Below are 22712 nucleotides of genomic sequence, written 5' to 3'. Positions count from 1 at the left end.
CACACTATTGAGTTCTCAAAGAACACACGCACAAGCTTCTACCCACAACATTTCGCAGGGGCTTCAGCAGGGCAACTGTTCCAACCTAGCGCAGGTAACCCAACCGAAGCAAATTCGGAAGAAGTGAGTCTGGCTAGATGATCTGTCAGGCGCTCATCGCTACCCCGTGGGGGTCCGTGTCGCTCTGACTCGAATAAAGTTACGTGGCGACCAACACGAAGTCAAATCGCCTGGTCAGGAGCTTATTTCGGCGTACCTACGCGTTCGACCTGCCCGCCCAGCGCCTGCATCTGCTCGACGAAGTTGGGGTAGCCACGGTCGATGTGGAAGACATCGTGCACTTCGGTGACTCCATCGGCGACCAGACCGGCCAGCACCAGGCCCGCGCCGGCGCGGATGTCGGACGACCAGACCGGCGCGCTGGACAGGCGCGGGATACCGCGGACCACCGCGTGGTGACCATCGGTGCGGGCGTCGGCGCCGAGCCGGATCATCTCCTCGACGAAGCGGAAACGCGCCTCGAAGACGTTCTCGGTGATCATCGACGTGCCGTCGGCGATGGCGGCCAGGCCGATCGCCATCGGCTGCAGGTCGGTCGGGAAACCGGGGAACGGCAGCGTCGCGAAGTTCACCGCACGCGGGCGCTCCGGCTGGACGACGCGGAAACCATTGGGCTCGTAGGAGATTCGCGCACCTGCCGACCGCAGCTTGTCCAGCACCAGCGCCAGGTGCTTGGGGTTGACCCCGGTCACCCGGACATCGCCGGTGGTCATCGCGGCGGCGATGCCCCAGGTGGCGGCGACGATCCGGTCACCGATCACCCGGTGGGTGGTCGGCGAGAGGCTCTTCACGCCCTGCACGGTCAGCACCGAGGAACCGGCCCCATCGATCCGCGCACCCATCTGCACGAGCATGGTGCACAGATCGACGATGTCGGGCTCGCGGGCCGCGTTGTCGATGACCGTCTCCCCCTCGGCCAGCACCGCGGCCATCAGGATGTTCTCGGTCGCGCCGACGGACGGGAAGTCGAGGCGGATCCGCGCGCCCTGCAGCTCGTCGGCGCGGGCGACCACGCAGCCGTGCTCGATCTCGCTGGTCGCGCCGAGCAGGCGCAGGCCCGCCTGGTGCATGTCCAGCGGACGCGAACCGATCGCGTCACCACCGGGCAGCGCGACGACCGCGCGCTTACAGCGCGCCATCAGCGGACCGAGCACGCACACCGAGGCGCGGAACTGGGTCACCGCGGGGAAGTCCGCGTGGTATTTCGGCTCCGGCGGCGTCACGATCGTGACGACCGACCGGTCGCCGCTCTCGTCGTCGGAGATCGTCACGTCGCAGCCGAGACCACGCAGCACCTCGGCCATCAGCGGGACATCGAGGATGTCCGGGCAGTTGGTGATGGTGGTCGTACCCTCGGCCAGCAAAGCGGCGGCCATCAGCTTCAGCACGCTGTTCTTCGCGCCGCCGACCGCGACCTCGCCGACGAGCTGATTACCGCCGGAGACCAGAAACCGTTCGCTCACCCCGCCAGCTTATCGACCGTTGCCCGGCGACACGCCCCCCGACGCCAAACCGACCGATCCTGGCGCCACCGAGTCGCTTTCAGCGCTCGGCTCCGCCACCCGGCTGCCACAGCACATCGCCCTCGGGATTGGTCACACGGCTCAGGATGAACAGCAGGTCCGACAGGCGATTGAGGTATTTGGCCGGCAGCACGCTGGTGTCGTCGGGGTAGGCATCGACCGCCGACCACGCCGAGCGTTCGGCGCGCCGGACCACCGTGCGTGCCGTGTGCAACAGTGCGGCAATCGGCGTGCCGCCCGGCAGGATGAACGAATTCAGTGGTGCGAGACCGGCGTTGAACTCGTCGCACCACTTCTCCAGCCGATCGATGTAGGGCTGGGTGACGCGCAACGGCGGGTACTTCGGCTCCGCCACCACCGGGGTGGACAGGTCGGCGCCCGCGTCGAACAGGTCGTTCTGGATCTGGCGCAGCACGGCGAGCACGGCGGGCTCCGGCGCGCCGAGCGCCACCGCGACACCGAGCGCCGCGTTGGCCTCGTCACAGTCGGCGTAGGCGATCAGCCTCGCGTCGGTCTTGGATACCCGTGAGAAGTCGCTCAGGCCGGTGGTGCCGTCGTCACCCGTCCTGGTGTAGATCCGGGTCAAATGGACGCTGGACCGCCGCTCCGGTCGTGCGGGCTCGGCAGCTGGTTCGTCGGGCTGCCGGTATGCATCCGTCTCGGGCGTACCCGACGAGTTACCCATGTTCTTGCCTCGCTCAGCTGTCGCGTTTCCTGTGCGCTCGCTCAGAGCTGGCCCTTGCGGTGGGCACGGTCTGACGGGCGCGATTCCACCCAGGACAGAAAAGCCGCCCTCGATCCGCGGTCGAGGGCCAGCTCGAAGCTGCCCTGCGGATCGGTGACGGCTACCACCACAATGTCGTCGCTCATGATGTCGAACTCATCGCCCTGCGGGTGCCTGCGTTCGACGATCTCGAGGCCCTGCCGGTGCACGGTGCTGTCCGGACCGAACTTGAGGCTGGTCAATTTGAAGAAGACGAGACGGTCCTCCTCATAGCGGATGAGACCGTGGCGCCAGCCTTGGCCGCCGCGCGCGGGCAATACCCGCAGCAGCGCGGCCGTGCCGCCCCGGCGCAGCATCACCAGGCGGTAGGTCGATGCACCTGCTACGAACACGAGCGTCAGCACCAGAATGATCAGGAGAACCATCCCGGTTTGCAATGCCGCACGCCCTTTCGCTCAGCTGGTGTCGAAGACACCCCCGTCGCCATTCAATCACGCCCGGTCCGCGCGACTCCGCCGGGACCGGTAAACCCCCGAAAACGACACTGTCGGCGACGAACCGGAGTTCGTCGCCGACAGATGTCTGGTCTTCTCGAGATCAGTGCTTCGAGGCAGCCTCGACGGCACGCACCTGGGCCTGTGCCACGCGCAGAGCCACTTCGGAAGCGCTCGTGTCGGCCAGCACCTTGCGTGCCGCGTCGACATCGACCTCACCCGACAGGTCCGCGGACTCGGCCAGCACGCGCACGGTATCGGCGGTCACCGAGAAGAAACCGCCGTGCACCGCAGCGACGATCCGCTCGCCCTCGGTCGACACGATGGACACCGTGCCGCCCTCGACGAGCTGACCGAGCAGCGGCTCGTGGCCGGCCATGATGCCGATCTGACCTTCGGTGGTCTGCGCGCTGACGAACGAAGCCTGGCCGGACCAGAGCTTGCGTTCGACCGCTACGAGATCAACTGTCATCTCCGCCATGGTGGACTACTTCCCGGCGATCTTCTTCGCAGCGGCCTCGACGTCGTCGAGACCACCGCAGGAGTTGAACGCCTGCTCCGGGAAGTGGTCGAACTCGCCCTTGCAGACGCGATCGAAGTCGTCGATGGTCTGCTCCAGCGGCACGACCGAACCCGGCTGACCGGTGAACTTCTCGGCCACGATGAAGTTCTGGCCGAGGAACTTCTCCAGACGACGGGCGCGGCCGACGAGGACCTTGTCCTCTTCGGAGAGCTCGTCCATACCGAGGATGGCGATGATGTCCTGCAGTTCCTTGTACTTCTGCAGGATCCGCTTGACCTCGTTGGCGACCCGGAAGTGACGCTCGCCGACGATCGAAGCCTCGAGGATACGAGAGGTCGAGGTCAGCGGGTCGACGGCCGGGTAGATGCCCTTCTGCGAGATCGGGCGGGAGAGCTCGGTCGTCGCGTCCAGGTGGGCGAAGGTGGTCGCCGGCGCCGGGTCGGTGTAGTCGTCGGCGGGGACGTAGATCGCCTGCAGCGAGGTGATCGAGCGACCACGGGTCGAGGTGATGCGCTCCTGGAGCTCACCCATCTCGTCCGCCAGCGTCGGCTGGTAACCCACGGCCGAAGGCATACGACCCAGCAGGGTCGAGACCTCGGAGCCGGCCTGGGTGAAACGGAAGATGTTGTCGATGAAGAGCAGCACGTCCTGGTGCTGGACATCGCGGAAGTACTCCGCCATGGTCAGCGCGGACAGGGCCACGCGCATACGCGTGCCCGGCGGCTCGTCCATCTGGCCGAAGACGAGGGCGGTGTCCTGGAGGACGCCCATCTCTTCCATTTCCAGGTGGAGGTCGGTGCCCTCACGGGTACGCTCACCGACGCCCGCGAACACCGAGGTGCCGGAGAACTCGCGAGCGATACGGGTGATCATCTCCTGGATCAGAACGGTCTTGCCGACACCGGCACCACCGAACAGACCGATCTTGCCGCCCTTGACGTACGGGGTCAGCAGGTCGATGACCTTGACACCGGTCTCGAGCATCTCGGTCTTACCCTCGAGCTGATCGAAGCTCGGGGGCTTGCGGTGGATGCCCCACTGCTCGCCGTCGCGGCCGAGGCCGGGCGAGTCGAGGCAGTCACCGAGGGCGTTGAACACGTGGCCCTTGACGATGTCGCCGACGGGCACCGAGATCGGCTTGCCCGAGTCGGTGACGGTCGCGCCACGGACCAGGCCGTCGGTCGGCTGCATCGAGATGGTGCGCACGATGTTGTCGCCGAGGTGCTGGGCGACCTCGAGGGTCAGGGTCTTGGCCACCGACGCCAGCTTGATGTCGGCGCTGAGAGCGTTGAACAGCTCGGGGATGGCGCCACGCGGGAACTCGACGTCCACGACGGGGCCGATGACACGGACGACGCGGCCGGCAGTTGCGCCTGCCTTGGTCGCGTTGTCCTGAGTGACAGCTGCGGTCATTAGATTGGTTCTCTTCCTGCGCTTCTAGTCGCGGTCCGAGCTCGACGCCAGCGCGTTCACGCCGCCGACGATTTCGCTGATTTCCTGCGTGATCTGGGCCTGACGCACCGAGTTCGCCTCGCGCTGGAGCACACTGGCCAGCTCGTTGGCGTTGTCGGTCGCCGCCTTCATTGCGGTGCGCCGAGCCGCGGACTCGGATGCCGCTGCCTCGAGCAACGATGAGTAGATACGCGTGTTGATGTACTTGGGCAGCAGAGCACCCAGCAGCACATCGGCGTCCGGCTCGAATTCGTACTGCGCCGTGACCACCGCGTTCGGCGAGTCCGACATGATGTCGTCGCCGAGCTCGAAGTTCTCGTCGACGAAGCTGACCTGGATCGGCGCCAGGCGGCGCACCTCCGGATTCTGGGTCAGCATCGAGACGAACTTGGTGTACACGATGTGCAGCTCGTCGACGCCCGCGATGGTTCCGGTGCCGTCCAGCGAGGGAACCTCGGTGTCGGAGCCGGCCATGAAGGCCTCGACCAGGTGGCTGCACGCGGCCGACGCATCGGTGTACTTCGGCTGCTGCGAGAAGCCCGTCCACGACGCCTGGAACGGACGGTTGCGGAACTTGTAGTACGTGAGGCCCTTGTTGCCCATCACGTACAGCACCGGCTCCTTGCCCTCGCCACGCAGAGTGGTCATGAGCTCCTCGGCGCGCTTGAGCACGTTCGAGTTGTAGCCGCCGCACATACCGCTGTCGCTGGTGATCACCAGGACGGCGGCGCGCTTCGGGTTGGGGCGCTCGTTGAGCAGCGGGTGCGCCAGGTTCTTCGACGCACTCGCCAGCTCACCGAGGACCTTGGTGATCTCCTCGGCGTACGGCTTGGCCGCCGCAACCCTGGCCTGGGCCTTGGAAATTCGCGAGGTCGCGATCAGTTCCTGAGCCTTGGTGATCTTCTTGATCGAATTCACACCACGAATGCGGGAGCGCAATTCACGCAAACTTGCCACTAGCGGTTCACACTCCCTTCATTCGCCAGATCGGAATATGCCGACATCAGTCCTGACCCGGCTTACTTGTCGACGTGCTTGCGGGTGACCGACAGCGACTCGACCTCTTCGTGGTCCAGATCACCGGCAGCGGCCTCGTTCACGACACGGCTGCCGTCGGAAGCCAGGAAGCCTTCCTTGAACTTGTCGGTCTCCGACTTGATCGCGTCGGCGGCCTCGCCGTCGAGCGGCTTGCGGCCACCCTCGAGCGCGTCGAAGGACGACTGGGTCGCGCTGTGCAGGTGCTCCAGCAGCTCGGCGGTGAAGCGACGCACGTCGCCGACCGGCACCGAGTCGTAGTAGCCGGCGTCGACCAGGTAGATCGAGATGACCTGATCCTCGACGGCGACCGGGGAGTACTGGTTCTGCTTGAGCAGCTCCACCCAGCGGGCACCGCGCTCGAGCTGGGCCAGCGAGGCGGCATCCAGGTCGGAGGCGAAGGCGGAGAACGCCTCCAGCTCGCGGTACTGCGCCATTTCCAGACGCAGCGAACCGGCGACCTTCTTCATGGCCTTGGTCTGGGCGGCGCCACCGACACGGGAGACCGAGGTACCGACGTTGATCGCCGGGCGGACACCCTTGTTGAACAGGTCGGACTCGAGGAAGACCTGGCCGTCGGTGATGGAGATGACGTTGGTCGGGATGAACGCCGAGACGTCGTTGGCCTTGGTCTCGATGATCGGCAGACCGGTCATCGAGCCGCCGCCCATGGCGTCGGACAGCTTCGCGCAACGCTCCAGCAGACGGGAGTGCAGGTAGAAGACGTCACCCGGGTACGCCTCGCGGCCCGGCGGACGACGCAGCAGCAGCGAGATGGCGCGGTACGCCTCGGCCTGCTTGGTCAGGTCGTCGAACACGATCAGGACGTGCTTGCCCTGGTACATCCAGTGCTGGCCGATGGCCGAACCGGTGTAGGGGGCCAGCCACTTGAAGCCGGCGGAGTCGGAGGCCGGGGCCGCGACGATGGTGGTGTACTCCATCGCGCCGTGCTCCTCGAGCGCGGTCTTGACGCCCGCGATGGTGGAGCCCTTCTGGCCGATCGCGACGTAGATGCAGCGGACCTGCTTGGTCGGGTCGCCGGTCTCCCAGTTCGCCTTCTGGTTCAGGATCGCGTCGACGGCGACGGCGGTCTTGCCGGTCTTACGGTCGCCGATGATCAGCTGACGCTGGCCGCGGCCGATGGCGGTCAGCGCGTCGATCGCGGTGATACCGGTGGCCAGCGGCTCCTCGACCGGCTGGCGCTCCAGCACGGTCGCGGCCTGCAGCTCCAGCACGCGGCGGTCGTCGGCTTCGATCTCGCCCAGGCCGTCGATCGGCTGGCCGAGCGGGTTGACGACGCGACCGAGGAACTTGTCACCGACGGGAACCGACAGCACGTCGCCGGTGCGACGGACCTGCTGGCCCTCTTCCAGCGAGGCGTACTCGCCGAGGATGACGGCACCGATCTCGGTGTCCTCGAGGTTCAGCGCGACGCCCAGGACGCCGCCCGGGAACTCGAGCAGCTCGTTGGCCATCGCCGAAGGCAGACCGCTGACGTGCGCGATGCCGTCGCCGGTGTCGGTCACGAGGCCGACTTCTTCGATGGAGGTTTCCGGGGTGTAGCTCTGGGTGTAGCTCTCGATCGCGCTACGGATCTCGTCGGAGGAGATCGTCAGCTCCGCCATGTTGTTCCTGCTCTCGCTGTGGTCTCGAATGTCGGGGGTTGGAGTTGAGCTGCTGGTCAGGACAGTGCCCGGCGCAGCCTCTCCAGTCGGCCGGTGGCGCTGCCGTCGATCACGTCGTCTCCGACGCGCACGACGACGCCGCTCAGCAGCGTCGGGTCGACCTGCACGTGCACGGTGACCGCCTTGCCGTAGATCCGCTGCAGGGAAGCCGAGAGCTTCTCCTTCTGCTGATCGGACAGCTCGACCGCGGCGTGCGCGTGGGCGACGATCTGGTCACGACGGGCCGCCGCCAGATCGGACAGGGCGTCGAAGGCGACGCCGATGTTGTTGGTCCGCAGTCGGGTCACCGCCTGCTCGGCCAGCGTCAGGGTGATCGACTCGGCCTTGCCGGTCAGCAGCCGCTCGATCAGCTCACGCCGGGCCGGTGCGGGCTTGCCCTGGTCGGACAGTGCCTGCTCCAGCTGCGGGTTGTCGGCGATGATGCGACCGAGCCGGAACAGCTCGTCCTCCACCGCGTCCAGCCGGCCACCGACGGCGGCCGACTCCAGCAGAGCCTCCTGCCCGAGCAGCACCAGGGTGTCGACCAGATCACGGGTGCGCGACCAGTTCTGCGCCACCGCGGTGGTCAGCACTGCCTGCGTGGCAGCGCTGACCTTGCCGCCGAAGATCCGCTCACTGAGTTCAGCGCGCGCCGAACCCGGCACCGACACGTCCGCGAGCGCCACACGCAGCGAACGCTGGTCGTCCAGCACGGCGACAACGGCGAACAGTTCCGACCCCGTTGTGGCCGCAACAGTTTCGCTTCCGGTCAGAGCGGCCCGAAGCGCCTCCCGAGACCGGGAGCTGGCCTCGCGGCTCGCTGCGTACATGCTTCTCACTTTCGCGTCGTTACCTTCCGACCCCGATGGCGTCGGTGTCGTCGAGTTCGCTGAGGAACTTGTCGATCGACGCCGACTGCTTCGCCTCGTCCGAGACAGACTGGCCGATGATCTTCTCGGCCAGGTCGACGGCCGTGCGGCCGACCTCGGAACGCAGCTCGGTCAGGATCTGCTGGCGCTGGGCTTCCAGCTGGGAGTGACCGGCGGCGACGATACGGTCGCTTTCGGCCTGGGCATCCGTGCGCATCTGCGCGAGGATCTGCTGACCCTGGGTGCGCGCATCCTCACGGATACGTGCGGCCTCGAGCCGGGCGTCGGCGAGCTGCTGCTGGTACTGCTGCAGCGTCTGCTGTGCCTCTGCCTGGGCTGCTTCGGCCCTGGCGATACCGCCTTCGATCTTGTCCGTGCGCTCTTCGAGGGTCTTGGTCACACGTGGGATCACGTACTTCCAGAAAAGCAGACCGACGACGATGACACAGACGATCGACCAGACGATGTCGTACGTTTCGGGGACGAGAGGATTCACTTCCTCTCCCCCTTCAGCGGCGAGCATCATGATTTCGCGCATCGGAATCAGAAGATGAAGCCGGCGACGAGGCCGATCAGCGCCAGGGCCTCGGTGAACGCGATACCGAGGAACATGTTGGTGCGGATCTGGCCGGACAGCTCGGGCTGACGCGCGATGCCCTCGATGGCCTTACCGACGACGATACCCACGCCGATGCCGGGGCCGATCGCGGCGAGACCATAGCCGATGGCGCCGAAGCCCTTGAAGGTGCTCTCGGTGGTCGCGGCTTCCTGGGCCAGGTAAGCGAGGCTCATGAGTCTTCTTTCCCTTTCTGTTGCTCACCCGCCGGTCGGCGTGTGTAGCAGGTTTCCGGTAGTTGTGGTTTCAGTCAGGTCAGTGGTCGGCAGCGTGCTGCGACTGCGCGATGTACACGGCTGCCAGCAGCGCGAAAACGTAGGCCTGCAGGAAGATGACCAGCAGCTCGAACAGCGTGAAGCCGATGCCGGCGAGCAGCGAGAACGGCGTGAAGATCTTCATCCACGCGGCGGCGTCGAACAGGAAGAACCAGGTCGCGCTGAAGAACAGCACCAGCATGATGTGGCCGGCCAGCATGTTGGCCATGAGACGGACGGTCAGCGTGAACGGGCGCAGAACGAACGTCGAGATGAACTCGATCGGGATCAGCAGCACGTGCAGGGCGATCGGCACGTCGGGAACGACGATGCTGTGCCGGATGTAGGAGAAGAAGCCGTACTTCCGGATGCCGACGTAGTTGTAGGCGATGTAGACGATCGCGGCCAGGACCAGCGGCATGCCGATGCGCGCGTTCGACGAGATGTTCAATCCCGGAATGACACCGGAGAAGTTCAGAAAGAGAACCGTAAAGAAGATCGTCGCCAGCAGCGGAAGGAACTTCTTGCCGGTTTCCTTACCGAGTACCTCGTCGGCGATCTGCTCCTTGACGAAAACCACACCGGTCTCCATCACGTTCTGCAGGCCGCGCGGCACGATCTTCGGCGAGCGGAAAGCCAGCACGAAGACGACCACCAGAACGGCGGTCATCAGCAGCCGGACCAGCATCAGGCGATCGAGTTCGAACGGCGTACCCTCGAACAGCACTGCTGGAGGGAAGAAGTCGGACAGCGATGGCGCGTGGAACTCGCCCGCCGCCAAAGTGATGACGCTCAGCGTTCTCTCCCGTGTTCGGGCCGCGGGTACGACGGTCATTCCCGCGGTTCGATCGGACATTGACGATCAATGGGGTCGACTCTGGTCGGCTCGAAATTCGACAGTTGCCTATACGGCGTGTAACCGTATGACTTCTGTTCGGGCGTCGGCGACATCGTCGACATGCTTCAACCGGGCACATTCCACCCGGATCGGCAGTAAGCATAGCGGCACCGGGCAGGATCTAGGCGATCCCCCCTGGTAACCCGAGGCAAAGCCCTGAGTTGGTCGGGCCGCGCCCCTAGCTTGGGTGCTTGCTTACCAAGACTTTACCAAGCTATCTACGACAGTGTGTAGCTGGGTGGGATTATTCCTGCTCGGAAGCCGTTTCGTCGTCTCCCGCGCGTGTCGTGACGTACGGAACCTTCTGGCTCACAACGCCATACGTTTCCGCGCCGAGGACGATCAGCAGGGCACCCACCACGGTGAAGAACAGCGCAGGTCGGCTGTAGAAATCGAACTGGTTGAGCACGGCGATGACCAGCAGCGCGACCAGCATCTTGCCGACCCAGCTGACCAGCATGACCAGGCCCGCCGTACTCGGCGGCAGCTTCGCGCCGAGCAGCACCGCGACGACGGTGGTGAGGATGAACCCACCGCCGATGGCGGCGCCGAGCAGGGCGCCCCACAGGCCCGGCGTGCCTGCGACCGCCGTGGCGACCACGACCGCGGCGACCACGAGGACGCCGAGACCGATCAGGCCGTAGCGCAGCGCGGCACGCAACGGGGCGTCGGGGCCTGGCACGGTTTCCGGTGTAAAGCTCACGGGCCGCACTTTACCTTGCGGCCCGCGTTCACCGGTTCGCCGACTCCACCCGGCGCATCGATGGGATCGCGGTCACTACCAGCGCGAACACCAATCCACCCGCCACCAGCAACACCACAAGCCGCCGATCCATCAGCGAAGTTCCCACCGCGCCGAAGGCGAGCACGCCGACCCACAAATAGATCAACAGCACGACGCGTCGCTGTGAATGTCCGATCTGTAGCAATCGGTGATGAAGATGCATTTTGTCCGGTGTGGAGAAACTCACGCCGGCGCGCACCCGGCGCACGATCGCGAGCAACAGATCGAGCACCGGAATGAACATCACCGCGCCGACCAGCAACAGCGGTGAGAGCAAACCGACAATGTCGCGCGGGCCATAGCCCTGCAGCGGAATTCGGCCGGAGGCGCCGGTGGAAACCGCCGCCAGCATCAAACCGATCATCATCGAGCCGGTATCGCCCATGAAGATTCGGGCGGGCGAGAAATTATGCGGAAGAAATCCGAGGCAGGCGCCGGCCAGCGCGGCGGCCAGCAGCGCGGGTGGATAGGTGTCCACCGAGCCGCCCTGGTCGTAGAGCAAACCGACGGAGAACACGAAAACCGCGACGGCACAGATCAAGCCGAGCCCCGCCGCCAAACCGTCCAGACCGTCGACGAAGTTCATCGCGTTGACGAGGGTGACGGTGATACCGACGGTCACCAGCCCGCCCTGCAGGGCATCGAGCACCACGGTGGAGTCGTTGAACGGGTCGTAGATCACGTACCAGCTCAGGCCCATCACGGCCATCACGCCCGCCGCGGTGACCTGCCCGGCGAATTTGGTGAGCGCGTCCAGTCCCCATCGGTCGTCGACGATGCCGACGAGCACGATGATCGTCGCCGCCACCAGCACCGCCGGAATATCGGGCGCGTAATCGAACCCGCGCCGCAGGGCGGGCAATTGGTGCGCGAACAACACCGCGGCGACGACACCGACATACATGCCGACGCCACCCATCCGCGGAATCGGCTTCACGTGCACATCGCGCTCACGCGGGATCGCGACCGCGCCGAAGCCGATGGCCAGCACCCGGACACCGCCGGTCGCCAGGAATGTCACCGTGGCCGAGACGAGCAGCACGAGCACCAGCTCGCGCAGGGGAACGACTGAGCTCATGGGCGGCGTGCGATCACCGCTGCGCGGAGCTGGTCAGAGCGTCGGGCGCCATCCCGAGCACCTCCGCGATATCGGCCACCGGCACCGCACCCTCCCGCAACACCCGCGGCTGATCCGCGGTCAGATCGACGATCGTGGACGCCACCGCGTGCTCGGCCGGACCACCGTCGAGATACACACTCGCCAGCGAACCCAGCTGCTCGCGCGCCTGCTCGACAGTGCTGGCGGGCGGCTGCCCGGACACATTCGCACTCGACACGGCCAGCGGCCCGACTTCGCGCAGCAATTCCAGCGCCACCGGATGCAACGGCATCCGCAGCATCACCGTGCCGCGGGTATCACCCAGATCCCACGCCAGCGACGGCGCCGCCTGCACGACCAGGCTCAGCGCACCCGGCCAGAACGCGCGGATCAGCTCGCGTGCCTGCGGACGTACAGAGAACACCAGACCATCGATGGTGTGCCACGACCCGACGAGCACCGGAACCGGCATATCGCGACCGCGCCGCTTGGCGGCCAGCAGCGCGCCTACCGCGTCGGCATCGAACGCGTCGGCCGCCAGGCCGTACAGCGTGTCGGTCGGCATGACGACCAGCCGACCGGATTTGAGCGCGCTGGTCGCCGCGGTGATCCCCGCTGCCCGCGACGCCGGTTCCGCACAGTCATAGACGGTACTCACCCTGTTCCGCCTCTCCGCGAATTCTTGCCGGTCTTGGGATGCGGCAAGAGTCTAGCTGCCGGGCTGGCGGTGCGATGTGGGGGGACTTTTGGGCGTACCCGGCGAGTTACCCATGTGCTTGCGAAATCAGAAGTTTCGTTTCGTGCTGGAAGTGTGCTGACTGGACCACAGGGTGATCCGCGCGGGAGCTGTCACCCCGTTCGATGCGTTGTCAGAGTTTGCCGGGTGCCGTGGCCACGACGAAGCGGGGCTTGTCGGCGAGGTCGGTGTGTTCGACGATGCCGGTGAATTCGGCCGCGGCGAGCAGGTCCGCTACTCCTCCGCCGTTGGTGTCGTCGTGTTCGATGGCGGTGGCGCCGCCGGGGCGGAGCAGGCGGGCGATGGTGGGGACCATGGCGCGGATGATATCGAGGCCGTCGGGGCCGCCGAAGAGGGCGCGGTGGGGGTCGTGGTCGGCGACCTCGGGGTCGAGGACCGCTGCCTCGGGGATGTAGGGCGGGTTCGAGACGACCAGGTCGACGCGGCCCGACAGTTCGGTGAGCAGGGCCGGGTCGGTGACGTCGTCGGCGTACAGGGTGATGGGGGTGTCGCCGTCGGCGATGCGGTCGTCGGCGTTGCGGCGGGCCCAGGTCACGGCGTCGGGGTCGAGTTCGACGGCGTGGACCTGCGCGTCGGGGCGGGCATGCGCGATGGCAAGGGCCAAAGCGCCCGAGCCGGTGCACAGGTCGACGACGATCGGCGCGTGGTCGTGCGGCAGCGTCTCCAGCCAGGCCAGCGCCCACGCGAACAGCAGCTCGGTCTCCGGGCGCGGCACGAAGACGCCGGGGCCGACGGCCAGGTCGATCTCGCCCATGGCGGCCGTCCCGGTCAAGTGCTGCAACGGGATTCGCGCGGCCCGCTGGTCGATCAGCCGGCCGAACCGCGCGGCTTCCTCGGGCTCCACCATCGGGTGCAGCGCCAGGCGCATCCGGTCGACACCGAGCACGTGGGCGGCCAGGTTCTCGGCATCGGGCAGTGGCGAGGCCACGCCCGCCTCGGCCAGCCGCGCCGCGGCCTCGACGATCAACGGACGCAGCCGGATCCGCTCGGTCACTGAATCATTCGGCATGCCCGGCGCCCTCCGTGGTCACGCGGGCCGCCTCCGCTGGGCGCTGACCGCTCATGCCGGTTATTCGGCAGCCATCCGGGCGTCGCGGTCGGCCTTGCCGAGCGCGTCGAGCAGCGCATCCAGGTCACCGTCGAGGACCGCGTCGAGGTTGTGCGCCTTGAAACCGATGCGGTGATCGGCGATCCGGTTCTCCGGGAAGTTGTAGGTGCGGATCCGCTCGGAACGGTCCACCGTGCGGATCTGGCTGGCGCGACCGGCCGCGGCTTCCTGGTCGGCCTGCTCCTCGGCCAGCGCCTGCAGCCGGGCGGCGAGCACCTGCATCGCGCGCGCCTTGTTCTGCAGCTGGGAGCGCTCGTTCTGGCAGGTCACCACGATGCCCGAGGGCAGGTGGGTGATGCGGACCGCGGAGTCGGTGGTGTTGACGCCCTGGCCGCCCTTGCCGGAGGACCGGTAGACGTCGATGCGCAGGTCGGTCTCGTCGATCTGCACCTGCTCGACCTCGTCGGGCTCGGGGTAGATCAGCACGCCCGCCGCCGAGGTGTGGATGCGGCCCTGCGACTCGGTCACCGGCACGCGCTGCACGCGGTGCACGCCACCTTCGAACTTGAAGCGCGACCACACGCCGTCGCGCGCTGCGTCCTTGCTCTTGATCGACAGCGTCGCGTCCTTGTAACCGCCCAGGTCGGAATAGGTGACGTCGAGCGTCTCCACCTTCCAGCCGTGCCGTTCGGCGTAGCGGATGTACATGCGCGCCAGGTCGGCGGCGAACAGCGCCGATTCCTCGCCGCCCTCGCCGGACTTCACCTCGAGCACCACGTCGTCGCCGTCGTGCGGGTCGCGGGGAGCGAGCAGATCGGCCAGCGCCTGCTCGAGCTCCACCAGCTGGGTCTCCAGGCCGGGCACCTCGGCGGCGAACGCGGCGTCGTCGGCGGCCAGCTCACGGGCGGCCTCGAGATCGTCGCGGACCGACTCGAGCTTGCGGTAGGTCGACATCACCGGGGCCAGCTCGGCGAACCGCTTGCCCACCCGCCGGGCCGCACCAGCGTCGTTGTGCAACGACGGATCGGCCAGCTGCGTCTCCAGGCCTGCGTACTCGGCCAGAATGTCGTCGATGGCGGACGGCTGCGTCACGTTTGCTTCCTTATGTGCGGTGCGGGATCGGTTGGGCGAGAAACCACCGACGCCCGGCCTGCGGAAGCAGAACCGGGCGTCGGATGAGGCAACTAGCTGGCGTCGGCCTTCTTGCCCGCACGCTTGCCGTAGCGAGCCTCGAAGCGAGCGACGCGGCCGCCGGTGTCGAGGATCTTCTGCTTGCCGGTGTAGAACGGGTGGCACTGCGAGCAGACCTCGACGGTGATCTGGCCGGACTCCTTGGTGGAGCGAGTCTGGAAGGTGTTGCCGCAACCACACACAACGGTGGTGTCGACATACGTGGGGTGGATTCCTGCCTTCATGGGCGTCCTCTCGATAATGGTCGCCGGGTCGCATGCCGCTGGAGCGCGGAATACGTGAACCGGAACCGACTAGGCGGGATGTCTGCGAAGCCGCAGACACACAGCGGTCCAGTATGCCAGATCTGGCCGCACCCTCCGAAAACACCCCCCACCTCAGATTTGTTCCCCGAAAGCAGCAAGGGGCCCCGCGTCGGCGAGGCCCCTTGCTGCGGTGCTAGACGATCACTCGTCGAGAGCGCCCGGTGCGGTCTTGGAGACCTGCATCAGGAACTCGAGGTTGTTCTTGGACTTCTTCAGGCGGTCGATCAGCAGATCGATGGCCTGGTGCGAGTCCAGCCCGGTCAGCACGCGACGTAGCTTGTGCAGCACGGCGGCCTCGTCGGGCGAGAGCAGCAGCTCGTCCTTGCGGGTACCGGACGGGTTGACGTCCACCGCGGGGAACACGCGCCGCTCGGCGATCTTGCGGTCGAGCTTGAGCTCGGCGTTGCCGGTGCCCTTGAACTCCTCGAAGATCACCGTGTCACCGGTGGAGCCGGTCTCCACCATCGCCGTGGCGATGATGGTGAGCGAGCCACCGTTCTCGATGTTGCGCGCCGCGCCGAGGAACCGCTTGGGCGGGTACAGCGCGGTCGAGTCGACACCACCGGAGAGGATGCGGCCCGAGGCGGGCGAGGAGTTGTTGTACGCACGGCCCAATCGGGTGATCGAGTCGAGCAGCACCACAACGTCTTTGCCCATCTCCACCAGTCGCTTCGCGCGCTCGATGGCGAGCTCGGCGACCGAGGTGTGGTCGGCGGGCGGACGGTCGAAGGTGGAGGCGATGACCTCACCCTTCACCGAACGCTGCATGTCGGTGACCTCTTCGGGACGTTCGTCGACCAGGACAACCATGAGGTAGCACTCGGGGTTGTTGATCGCGATCGCGTTGGCGATGTCCTGCATGATCGTGGTCTTACCCGCCTTGGGCGGGGACACGATCAGCGCACGCTGGCCCTTACCGATCGGCATGATCAGGTCGATCACGCGCGTGGTCAGCTTGTTCTGCGCGGTCTCGAGGCGCAGGCGCTGGTTCGGGTACAGCGGGGTCAGCTTCTGGAACTCCGGACGACGACGTGCCGCTTCCAGCTCGCCGCCGTTGACGGTGTCCAGGCGGACCAGCGGGTCGAACTTCTGGCGCTGGTTGCTCTGCTCGCCGTCACGCGGGGCACGCACCGCGCCGGTGATCGCGTCACCGCGGCGCAGGCCGTTCTTGCGGACCAGGTTCATCGAGACGTACACGTCGTTCGGGCCGGCCAGGTAGCCGGAGGTCCGCACGAACGCGTAGTTGTCGAGGACGTCCAGGATGCCGGCGACCGGCTGCAGGACGTCGTCCTCGCGGATCTCGAAGTCGCGGGCCTCGCCGCCACCGCCACCGGCGCCACCGTCGCGGTCACGACCGCGGCGACGCTCACGGAACCGGCGACCCCGGCGACCGCGGCCGCCTTCCTCGTCGTCACCACCGCGGTCGTCGCGGGGACCGCGATTGCCGCCGTTGGTGCCGTTCTGGCTCTGGCCACCGGCGCGCTCGCCCCGATCGCCACCGGCGCGGTCGCCCCGGTCACCACCGGCGCGCTCGCCCCGGTCACCACCGGTGCGCTCGCCGCGCTCGCGACGACGCTCGCCCTGCTCGCCACCCTCGGCCTTGTCGGCCTGCTTGGTCTCCTCGGCACGGTTCTCGGCCTGGGCGTTCTCGCCCCCACCGGAACGGGCCTGGTCACGACCACGACGCTGCCGGCCACGGCCACGCTGCCCGCCCTCGCGACCGGAATCCTCGGTCGACTCGGCGGGAGCGGCGGTCTTGGACTCGGCCGTCGGCTGCTCGGCCGGGGCCTGCTCGGTCGCGACCGCGACGGCGGCCTGCTTCTCGGCGGGCGCGGCCTGCTTGTCAGCGGGCGCGGCCTTGTCGGCAGGCTCGGCCTGCTTTTCGGCCTTGGCCGGCTTGTCGGCCTTGGCGGGCGCCTCGGTCTTGACGGCGGGCGCGTCGGCCGTCACGGCGGCGGCCTCGGCGGGCTTGCCCGCCTTCGCAGGCGCTCCGGCCTGATTTTCCTTGATAGCGGCGATGAGATCGCCCTTACGCATACCGGAGGTGCCTCGGATACCGAGCTCCCCCGCCAATGCGCGCAACTGCGGCAACAGCATTCCAGTCAGCCCCGATCGTGCGACGTCGGTGTGTTCGCTCATTTTCGAAATCTGTCCGGATTCACTTTCGCGGCCGCCCGAGTTCGTAGGGTTGGATTCCACCCCGGGTGTCGCGAGCAGGTCCGTATCTGTCACGGAAATCCTTTCCTTCCCTCGAATGCCGTGTGCTGAATCGAGGGTTCGTTCCGTAGACCCGGCACCGTGTGCCGAGCTCGGATTATGCGTCCGACAGGACGCCTGTGCCGTACTACCCGCCCCGCCGGACCGGAGGCTTCGCCACCAGAAGACAGTGGTGAGGAGAGATCATTCCAGTTGAGCGGCTTCTCGGCGTCGCAGCACCTCCATGGTGTGGAGGCTCGAGCCTGGAGCCTGCTGGAGCGATTGCCCTGATGAAGCACCGGCGTCTGATGCGCACGATGTACGGACTTGCACAGAATAGCTGCCCATTGCGAACAACGGCAAGGCAGGCACGCCGTCAGTCGACCGCGACGCCGCCCGCGATGCCGGGTTCGACTACCCGCAGCCCGTCCGATTCCGCCTGTTTGCGCAGGTCATCAGGGAAATCTCCGGTCGCGAGCGCCAGAATTGTCGGGCCTGCGCCGGAAACAGTCGCGGCGATTCCCGCGGCACGCAACCGCTGGATCCACGCCGTCGTGAGTGGTAGCGCGGGGGCACGCTGGGTCTGGTGCAGCCGGTCGGCGGTGGCGGGCATCAGCAGATCGGGGCGCTCGGTGAGCGCCACGACGGCCAGCGCCGCCCTGCTGACATTGAACGCGGCGTCGCCGTGCGGCACCTGCTCGGGCAGCAGCCCCCGGGTGTGCGCCGTGGACGAGCGTTCCTGCGGGATCAGCACCACCGGGCGCAGCGCGGCGGCCGGCTGCAGGCGCACGGCCCGGTAGGCGCGGTTCGCCTCGGCATCGGATTCGGTCCACGACACCACGATTCCACCGAGCACGCTGGCCGCGGCGTTGTCGGGATGACCCTCGAACTCCGAGGCCAGCTGCACCAGGCGGTCGTCGTCCAGGCGCAGCTCCGGGTCGAACTTCGCGGCCAGCCCGGCACCCGCGGCCAGGCCGCCGACCACCGCGGAGGCGCTGGAGCCGAGTCCACGCGAGTGCGGAATCACGTTGCGGCACACCACATCGAGGCCGTCGGCCCAGACGCCGAGCGATTCCAGCCCGCGCTCGATCGCCCGCACCACCAGATGCGTTGGGCCCCATGGCACGTCGTCGGCGCCCTCACCTTCGACCCGGATGTCGAGACCCGAATCGGTCGTGCGCACCACGATCTCGTCGTAGAGGCCCAATGCCATTCCCAGGCAGTCGAATCCGGGGCCGAGGTTGGCTGTGGAGGCGGGAACGCGCACGGTCACTTCGAGACCGGCGGGCAGGGTCGCTGTCATCAGCCTGCTCTCGCGTGCGCTCAACTCAGGCCAGCTCGAGTTCGTGGGCGACGGCCACCGGGTCGACGGCGATCGGCTTGACCTCGGGCATGCCGGTCAGCGCGTTGTCGGGATCCTTGAGACCGTTGCCGGTCACCGTGCAGACCACGGTCAGGCCCGAATCCAACCAGCCTTCCTTGCGGGCGGCCAGCAGACCGGCCACGCTCGCGGCCGACGCGGGCTCGACGAAGACGCCCTCGGTCGCGGCGACCAGGCGGTACGCGGCCAGGATCTCCTCGTCGGTGGCCGCGCGGAAGGCGCCACCGGACTGCTCCTTGGCCTCCATCGCACCGTTCCACGACGCGGGCGCGCCGATCCGGATGGCGGTGGCGACGGTCTCGGGGTCCTTCACCGGAGCGCCGTTGACCAGCGGGGCCGCACCGGCGGCCTGCACGCCGAGCATGCGCGGCAGCACCGAGGTGATGCCGTCGGCGTAGTACTCGCGGTAGCCACGCCAGTAGGCGGTGATGTTGCCCGCGTTGCCCACCGGCAGCACGTGCACGTCGGGCGCCTTGCCCAGGACATCGCAGATCTCGAACGACGCGGTCTTCTGGCCTTCGATGCGGGCCGGGTTCACCGAGTTCACCAGGCCGACCTCGGGGAAGTCCGAGGTGACCTTGCGGGCCAGCTCGAGGCAGTCGTCGAAGTTGCCCTCGACCTGGATGATCTTGGCGCCGAGCATCACGGCCTGGGCCAGCTTGCCCATCGCGATCTTGCCCTGCGGGATCAGCACCGCGCACTCCATGCCCGCGCGGGTGGCGTAGGCGGCGGCCGAGGCCGAGGTGTTGCCGGTCGACGCGCAGAGCACGGCCTTCTGGCCGCGGTACTTGGCGTCGGTCATCGCCATCGTCATGCCGCGGTCCTTGAAGGAACCGGTCGGGTTGGCGCCCTCGACCTTGAGGTACACCTCGCACCCGGTCAGCTCGGACAGGTGCGGCGCGGGGACCAGCGGGGTACCGCCCTCGAACAGGGTGACCGGCTCCCAGTCGGCCGCACCTTCCAGCCGATCGCGGTACGCCGCGATCAGGCCGGGCCAGCGGGAGTGCACACCGACCTGGGGGGCGATGCCAGTGGAACTCATGATTCTTCGGTGCCTTCCAGTCTGAGAACGCTGGTCACAGCGGTGACGGAATCCATTTCCGCCAATGCCGCGACAGTATCGGCCAGCGAGGACTCCACCGCATGGTGGGTCACGACCACGAGCCTGGCACCGTCGCCATGGCCCTGCTGGCGCACGGTGGAGATGCTCACCCCGTGCTGGGCGAACTCGCCCGCGACCGCGGCGAGCACGCCGGGACGATCCGCCACCTGCAGGTTCACGTGGTAGCGGGTGGGGGTGTCCCCGATCGGCGCGATCGGCAACTCAGCATAGACCGATTCGCCCGGGGCACGACCACCGTAGAACTTGTTGCGCGCGGCCATCACGAGGTCGCCGAGCACGGCGGACGCGGTCGGCGCGCCACCGGCGCCCTGACCGTAGAACATCAGCCGACCGGCATTGTCGGCCTCGACGACGACGGCGTTGAACGCGCCGTTGACCGAGGCCAGCGGGTGCTTGCGCGGGATCAGCGCCGGGTACACGCGCACCGAGACGCGATCCTTGCCGCCCTCGGCGGAGGTGGGCTCGCCCGGACCGGCCGCGACGCGCTCGCAGATGGCGAGCAGCTTCACGGTGCAACCGACGGCCGAGGCCGTCTCCAGGTCCTCGGCGGTGATCTTGGTGATGCCTTCGCGGTACACGTCCGCCGCGGTCACGCGGGTGTGGAAGGCCAGCGAGGCCAGGATCGCGGCCTTGGCGGCGGCGTCGTAGCCCTCGACGTCGGCGGTGGGGTCGGCCTCGGCGTAGCCCAGGTCGGTCGCCTCGGCGAGCACGTCGCCGTAGGCGGCGCCGGTTTCGTCCATCGCGGAGAGGATGAAGTTGGTGGTGCCGTTGACGATGCCGACGACCCGGTTCACCCGGTCGCCCGAGAGCGACTGGATCAGCGGCCGGACCACCGGGATCGCACCGGCGACGGCGGCCTCGAAGTACAGGTCGGCGCGGCTGCGCTCGGCGGCGGCGGCCAGTTCGCCGGTGTAGTCGGCCAGCAGCGCCTTGTTGGCGGTGACGACGGACTTGCCCGCGGTCAGCGCGGCGCCGATCAGCCCGCGGGCCGGATCGATGCCGCCCATGACCTCGACGACCAGGTCCACGTCCGCGCGGGCGACGAGCGCCGCGGCGTCGGTGGTGAGCAGGTCGGCGGGCAGGCCGCGGTCCTTGCTCAGGTCGCGCACGGCGACGCCGCGCAGCACGAGCGGCGCGCCCACGCGCGAGCGCAGGTCGTCGGCGTGGTCACGCAGGACGCGGACGACCTCGGTGCCGACGGTGCCCATGCCGAGGACGGCAACACCCAGCGGACGCCCCGCGTCCCTGTTGCCGTTGTTGACGCCGGTTTCGGTCATCCTTCTACCTCCAGGCTGAGCAGGTCCGCCACCGTTTCCCGGCGCAGAATCAGTCGCGCCACACCGTCACGCACCGCGACCACGGCGGGCCGGGTGAGCTGGTTGTAGCGGCTCGACATCGAATAGCAGTACGCCCCGGTCGCCGCGACGGCGACCAGGTCACCCGGGCCCGCATCGGCGGGCATCCAGGTATCACGGATGACGATATCGCCACTCTCGCAATGCTTTCCGACCACACGCGCGACGACCGCATGCGCATCCGACGAGCGCGAGACCAGACGGCAATCGTAATCGGCCTGGTACAGCGCGGGGCGGATATTGTCGCTCATGCCGCCGTCCACGCTGACGTAGCGGCGGCGCGCACCACCGTCGAGCTCGACGTCCTTGATGGTGCCGACCTCGTACAGGGTGACGGTGCCGGGGCCGGCGATCGCGCGGCCCGGCTCGACGGCGATGGTCGGCTCGGGCAGCCCGGCGCGGGCGGCCTCGGCGGCGACCAGGCCGCGCAGGTTGGCGGCGAACTCGTCCAGCGGCGGCGGGTTGTCGCTCGGCAGGTACGAGATACCGAGGCCACCGCCGAGATCCAGGGTGGAGATCTGCGCGGTGCGCTCGATACCGAATTTGTCGATGGCCTCGCGGAGCAGGCCGAGCATGCGGCGCGCGGCGATCTCGAAGCCGTCGAGCTCGAAGATCTGCGAGCCGATGTGGCTGTGCAGGCCGACCAGGCGCAGGTTGTCGGCCTCGAAGACCCGGGCCAGCGCCTCCATGGCGTCGCCACCGGCGATCGAGAAGCCGAACTTCTGGTCCTCGTGGGCGGTGGAGATGTACTCGTGGGTGTGCGCCTCGACGCCGACGGTGACCCGGACCAGCACGTCCTGGACCACGCCCGCCGCACCGGCGACCGCTTCGAGCCGCTCGATCTCGTAGAGCGAGTCGACGACCACGTGCCCGACGCCCGCGGCGACCGCGGTCTCCAGCTCGGGCACCGACTTGTTGTTGCCGTGCAGCGCGATGCGCTCGGCCGGGAAACCGGCGTGCAGCGCGATGGCCAGCTCGCCGCCGGAGCAGACGTCGAGCGAGAGGCCCTCGTCGCGGATCCAGCGCGCGATCTCACCGCACAGGAACGCCTTGGACGCGTAGTGCACGCGGGCATTGGGCCCGAACGCCTGCACCATGTCGCGGCAGCGGGAGCGGAAGTCGTCCTCGTCGATGACGAACAGCGGGGTGCCGTACTGGTGCGCGAGCTCGGTGACGGGCACGCCGGCGATGCGGACGACGCCGTCCTCGCCGCGGGTGGCGTTGCGCGGCCACACGTTGGCGGGGAGGTCGATCATCTCGCTCGGATCGGTCGGGCGCTCGGCCAGGCTGGGGGCGTGCGGGATCTCTGCGTGCCGGGGACCGGCGGGGTGTGCACTCATCTCAGTGCGTCCTTCCTGAAA

At 67.7% G+C, this 22712-nt stretch carries 22 protein-coding genes; all 22 read right to left on the bottom strand.

Features of this window, described 5'->3' with window-relative positions:
- Window positions 1-242: 242 nt before the first annotated feature.
- The 22 genes from murA to lysA all read right to left on the bottom strand — a co-directional run bounded on the left by murA (window position 243) and on the right by lysA (window position 22691).
- A complete protein-coding gene (gene murA / locus ACFVAV_RS33200; RefSeq protein ID WP_379039568.1) occupies window positions 243-1523 on the bottom strand; it encodes a UDP-N-acetylglucosamine 1-carboxyvinyltransferase in 1281 nt (426 codons plus the stop codon).
- A 79-nt stretch (window positions 1524-1602) separates the two neighbouring features.
- A complete protein-coding gene (locus ACFVAV_RS33195) occupies window positions 1603-2268 on the bottom strand; it encodes a cob(I)yrinic acid a,c-diamide adenosyltransferase (RefSeq protein WP_379039566.1) in 666 nt (221 codons plus the stop codon).
- A 41-nt stretch (window positions 2269-2309) separates the two neighbouring features.
- A complete protein-coding gene (locus ACFVAV_RS33190) occupies window positions 2310-2732 on the bottom strand; it encodes a DUF2550 domain-containing protein (protein WP_379039564.1) in 423 nt (140 codons plus the stop codon).
- Window positions 2733-2904: 172 nt separating this feature from the next.
- On the bottom strand, window positions 2905-3282 hold the full coding sequence (locus ACFVAV_RS33185) for a F0F1 ATP synthase subunit epsilon (RefSeq protein WP_379039563.1): 378 nt from the start codon (window positions 3280-3282) through the stop codon (window positions 2905-2907).
- A 6-nt stretch (window positions 3283-3288) separates the two neighbouring features.
- Window positions 3289-4737 carry a F0F1 ATP synthase subunit beta gene (atpD, locus tag ACFVAV_RS33180; protein WP_379039562.1) on the bottom strand — a complete coding sequence of 483 codons (1449 nt, stop codon included), beginning with the start codon at window positions 4735-4737 and terminating at the stop codon, window positions 3289-3291.
- A 24-nt stretch (window positions 4738-4761) separates the two neighbouring features.
- A complete protein-coding gene (locus tag ACFVAV_RS33175; RefSeq protein WP_379039561.1) occupies window positions 4762-5733 on the bottom strand; it encodes a F0F1 ATP synthase subunit gamma in 972 nt (323 codons plus the stop codon).
- 62 nt (window positions 5734-5795) lie between these two features.
- Window positions 5796-7436, bottom strand: coding sequence for a F0F1 ATP synthase subunit alpha (gene atpA / locus ACFVAV_RS33170; RefSeq protein WP_379039560.1), 1641 nt, complete (start codon window positions 7434-7436; stop codon window positions 5796-5798).
- A gap of 56 nt (window positions 7437-7492) precedes the next feature.
- Complete coding sequence (locus ACFVAV_RS33165) at window positions 7493-8305, bottom strand: F0F1 ATP synthase subunit delta (RefSeq protein WP_379039559.1); 813 nt, start codon at window positions 8303-8305, stop codon at window positions 7493-7495.
- Window positions 8306-8324: 19 nt separating this feature from the next.
- Window positions 8325-8882: a F0F1 ATP synthase subunit B gene (locus ACFVAV_RS33160; RefSeq protein ID WP_379039558.1), complete on the bottom strand. Its 558-nt coding sequence runs from the start codon at window positions 8880-8882 to the stop codon at window positions 8325-8327.
- Window positions 8883-8887: 5 nt separating this feature from the next.
- Window positions 8888-9136, bottom strand: a complete 249-nt coding sequence (locus ACFVAV_RS33155; protein ID WP_379039557.1) for an ATP synthase F0 subunit C — start codon at window positions 9134-9136, stop codon at window positions 8888-8890.
- 79 nt (window positions 9137-9215) lie between these two features.
- A complete protein-coding gene (atpB, locus tag ACFVAV_RS33150) occupies window positions 9216-10070 on the bottom strand; it encodes a F0F1 ATP synthase subunit A (RefSeq protein WP_379039556.1) in 855 nt (284 codons plus the stop codon).
- Between the two features lie 286 nt (window positions 10071-10356).
- Window positions 10357-10824, bottom strand: a complete 468-nt coding sequence (locus ACFVAV_RS33145; RefSeq protein WP_379039555.1) for a hypothetical protein — start codon at window positions 10822-10824, stop codon at window positions 10357-10359.
- A 19-nt stretch (window positions 10825-10843) separates the two neighbouring features.
- The gene (locus ACFVAV_RS33140) at window positions 10844-11974 is read right to left on the bottom strand and encodes an MraY family glycosyltransferase (RefSeq protein ID WP_189031120.1); all 1131 of its coding nucleotides are present in this window, start codon (window positions 11972-11974) and stop codon (window positions 10844-10846) included.
- 13 nt (window positions 11975-11987) lie between these two features.
- On the bottom strand, window positions 11988-12653 hold the full coding sequence (locus ACFVAV_RS33135) for an L-threonylcarbamoyladenylate synthase (protein ID WP_379039554.1): 666 nt from the start codon (window positions 12651-12653) through the stop codon (window positions 11988-11990).
- Window positions 12654-12864: 211 nt separating this feature from the next.
- The gene (gene prmC / locus ACFVAV_RS33130; protein ID WP_379039553.1) at window positions 12865-13761 is read right to left on the bottom strand and encodes a peptide chain release factor N(5)-glutamine methyltransferase; all 897 of its coding nucleotides are present in this window, start codon (window positions 13759-13761) and stop codon (window positions 12865-12867) included.
- Between the two features lie 60 nt (window positions 13762-13821).
- Window positions 13822-14892 (bottom strand): peptide chain release factor 1, encoded by a 1071-nt coding sequence (prfA, locus tag ACFVAV_RS33125; RefSeq protein ID WP_379039552.1) that lies wholly within the window; start codon window positions 14890-14892, stop codon window positions 13822-13824.
- 92 nt (window positions 14893-14984) lie between these two features.
- Entirely contained in the window at window positions 14985-15215 is a 231-nt protein-coding gene (gene rpmE / locus ACFVAV_RS33120; protein ID WP_022567395.1) for a 50S ribosomal protein L31, read from the bottom strand.
- Between the two features lie 222 nt (window positions 15216-15437).
- A complete protein-coding gene (rho, locus tag ACFVAV_RS33115; protein WP_379039551.1) occupies window positions 15438-17528 on the bottom strand; it encodes a transcription termination factor Rho in 2091 nt (696 codons plus the stop codon).
- Window positions 17529-17868: 340 nt separating this feature from the next.
- Window positions 17869-18795 carry a homoserine kinase gene (gene thrB / locus ACFVAV_RS33110; protein ID WP_379039550.1) on the bottom strand — a complete coding sequence of 309 codons (927 nt, stop codon included), beginning with the start codon at window positions 18793-18795 and terminating at the stop codon, window positions 17869-17871.
- Window positions 18796-18820: 25 nt separating this feature from the next.
- Window positions 18821-19915, bottom strand: a complete 1095-nt coding sequence (gene thrC, locus ACFVAV_RS33105) for a threonine synthase (protein ID WP_379039549.1) — start codon at window positions 19913-19915, stop codon at window positions 18821-18823.
- Window positions 19912-21273, bottom strand: a complete 1362-nt coding sequence (locus ACFVAV_RS33100; protein ID WP_379039548.1) for a homoserine dehydrogenase — start codon at window positions 21271-21273, stop codon at window positions 19912-19914. Before ACFVAV_RS33100 ends, thrC begins: the two co-directional genes overlap by 4 nt.
- Window positions 21270-22691, bottom strand: a complete 1422-nt coding sequence (lysA, locus tag ACFVAV_RS33095) for a diaminopimelate decarboxylase (RefSeq protein ID WP_379039546.1) — start codon at window positions 22689-22691, stop codon at window positions 21270-21272. The genes ACFVAV_RS33100 and lysA overlap by 4 nt, the downstream gene beginning before the upstream one ends.
- Window positions 22692-22712 lie beyond the last annotated feature (21 nt).

The organism is Nocardia sp. NPDC057663 (assembly GCF_042799895.1).
In the GTDB taxonomy this organism is placed as follows: domain Bacteria; phylum Actinomycetota; class Actinomycetes; order Mycobacteriales; family Mycobacteriaceae; genus Nocardia.
This window is presented reverse-complemented; position numbering and strand designations above follow the sequence as displayed.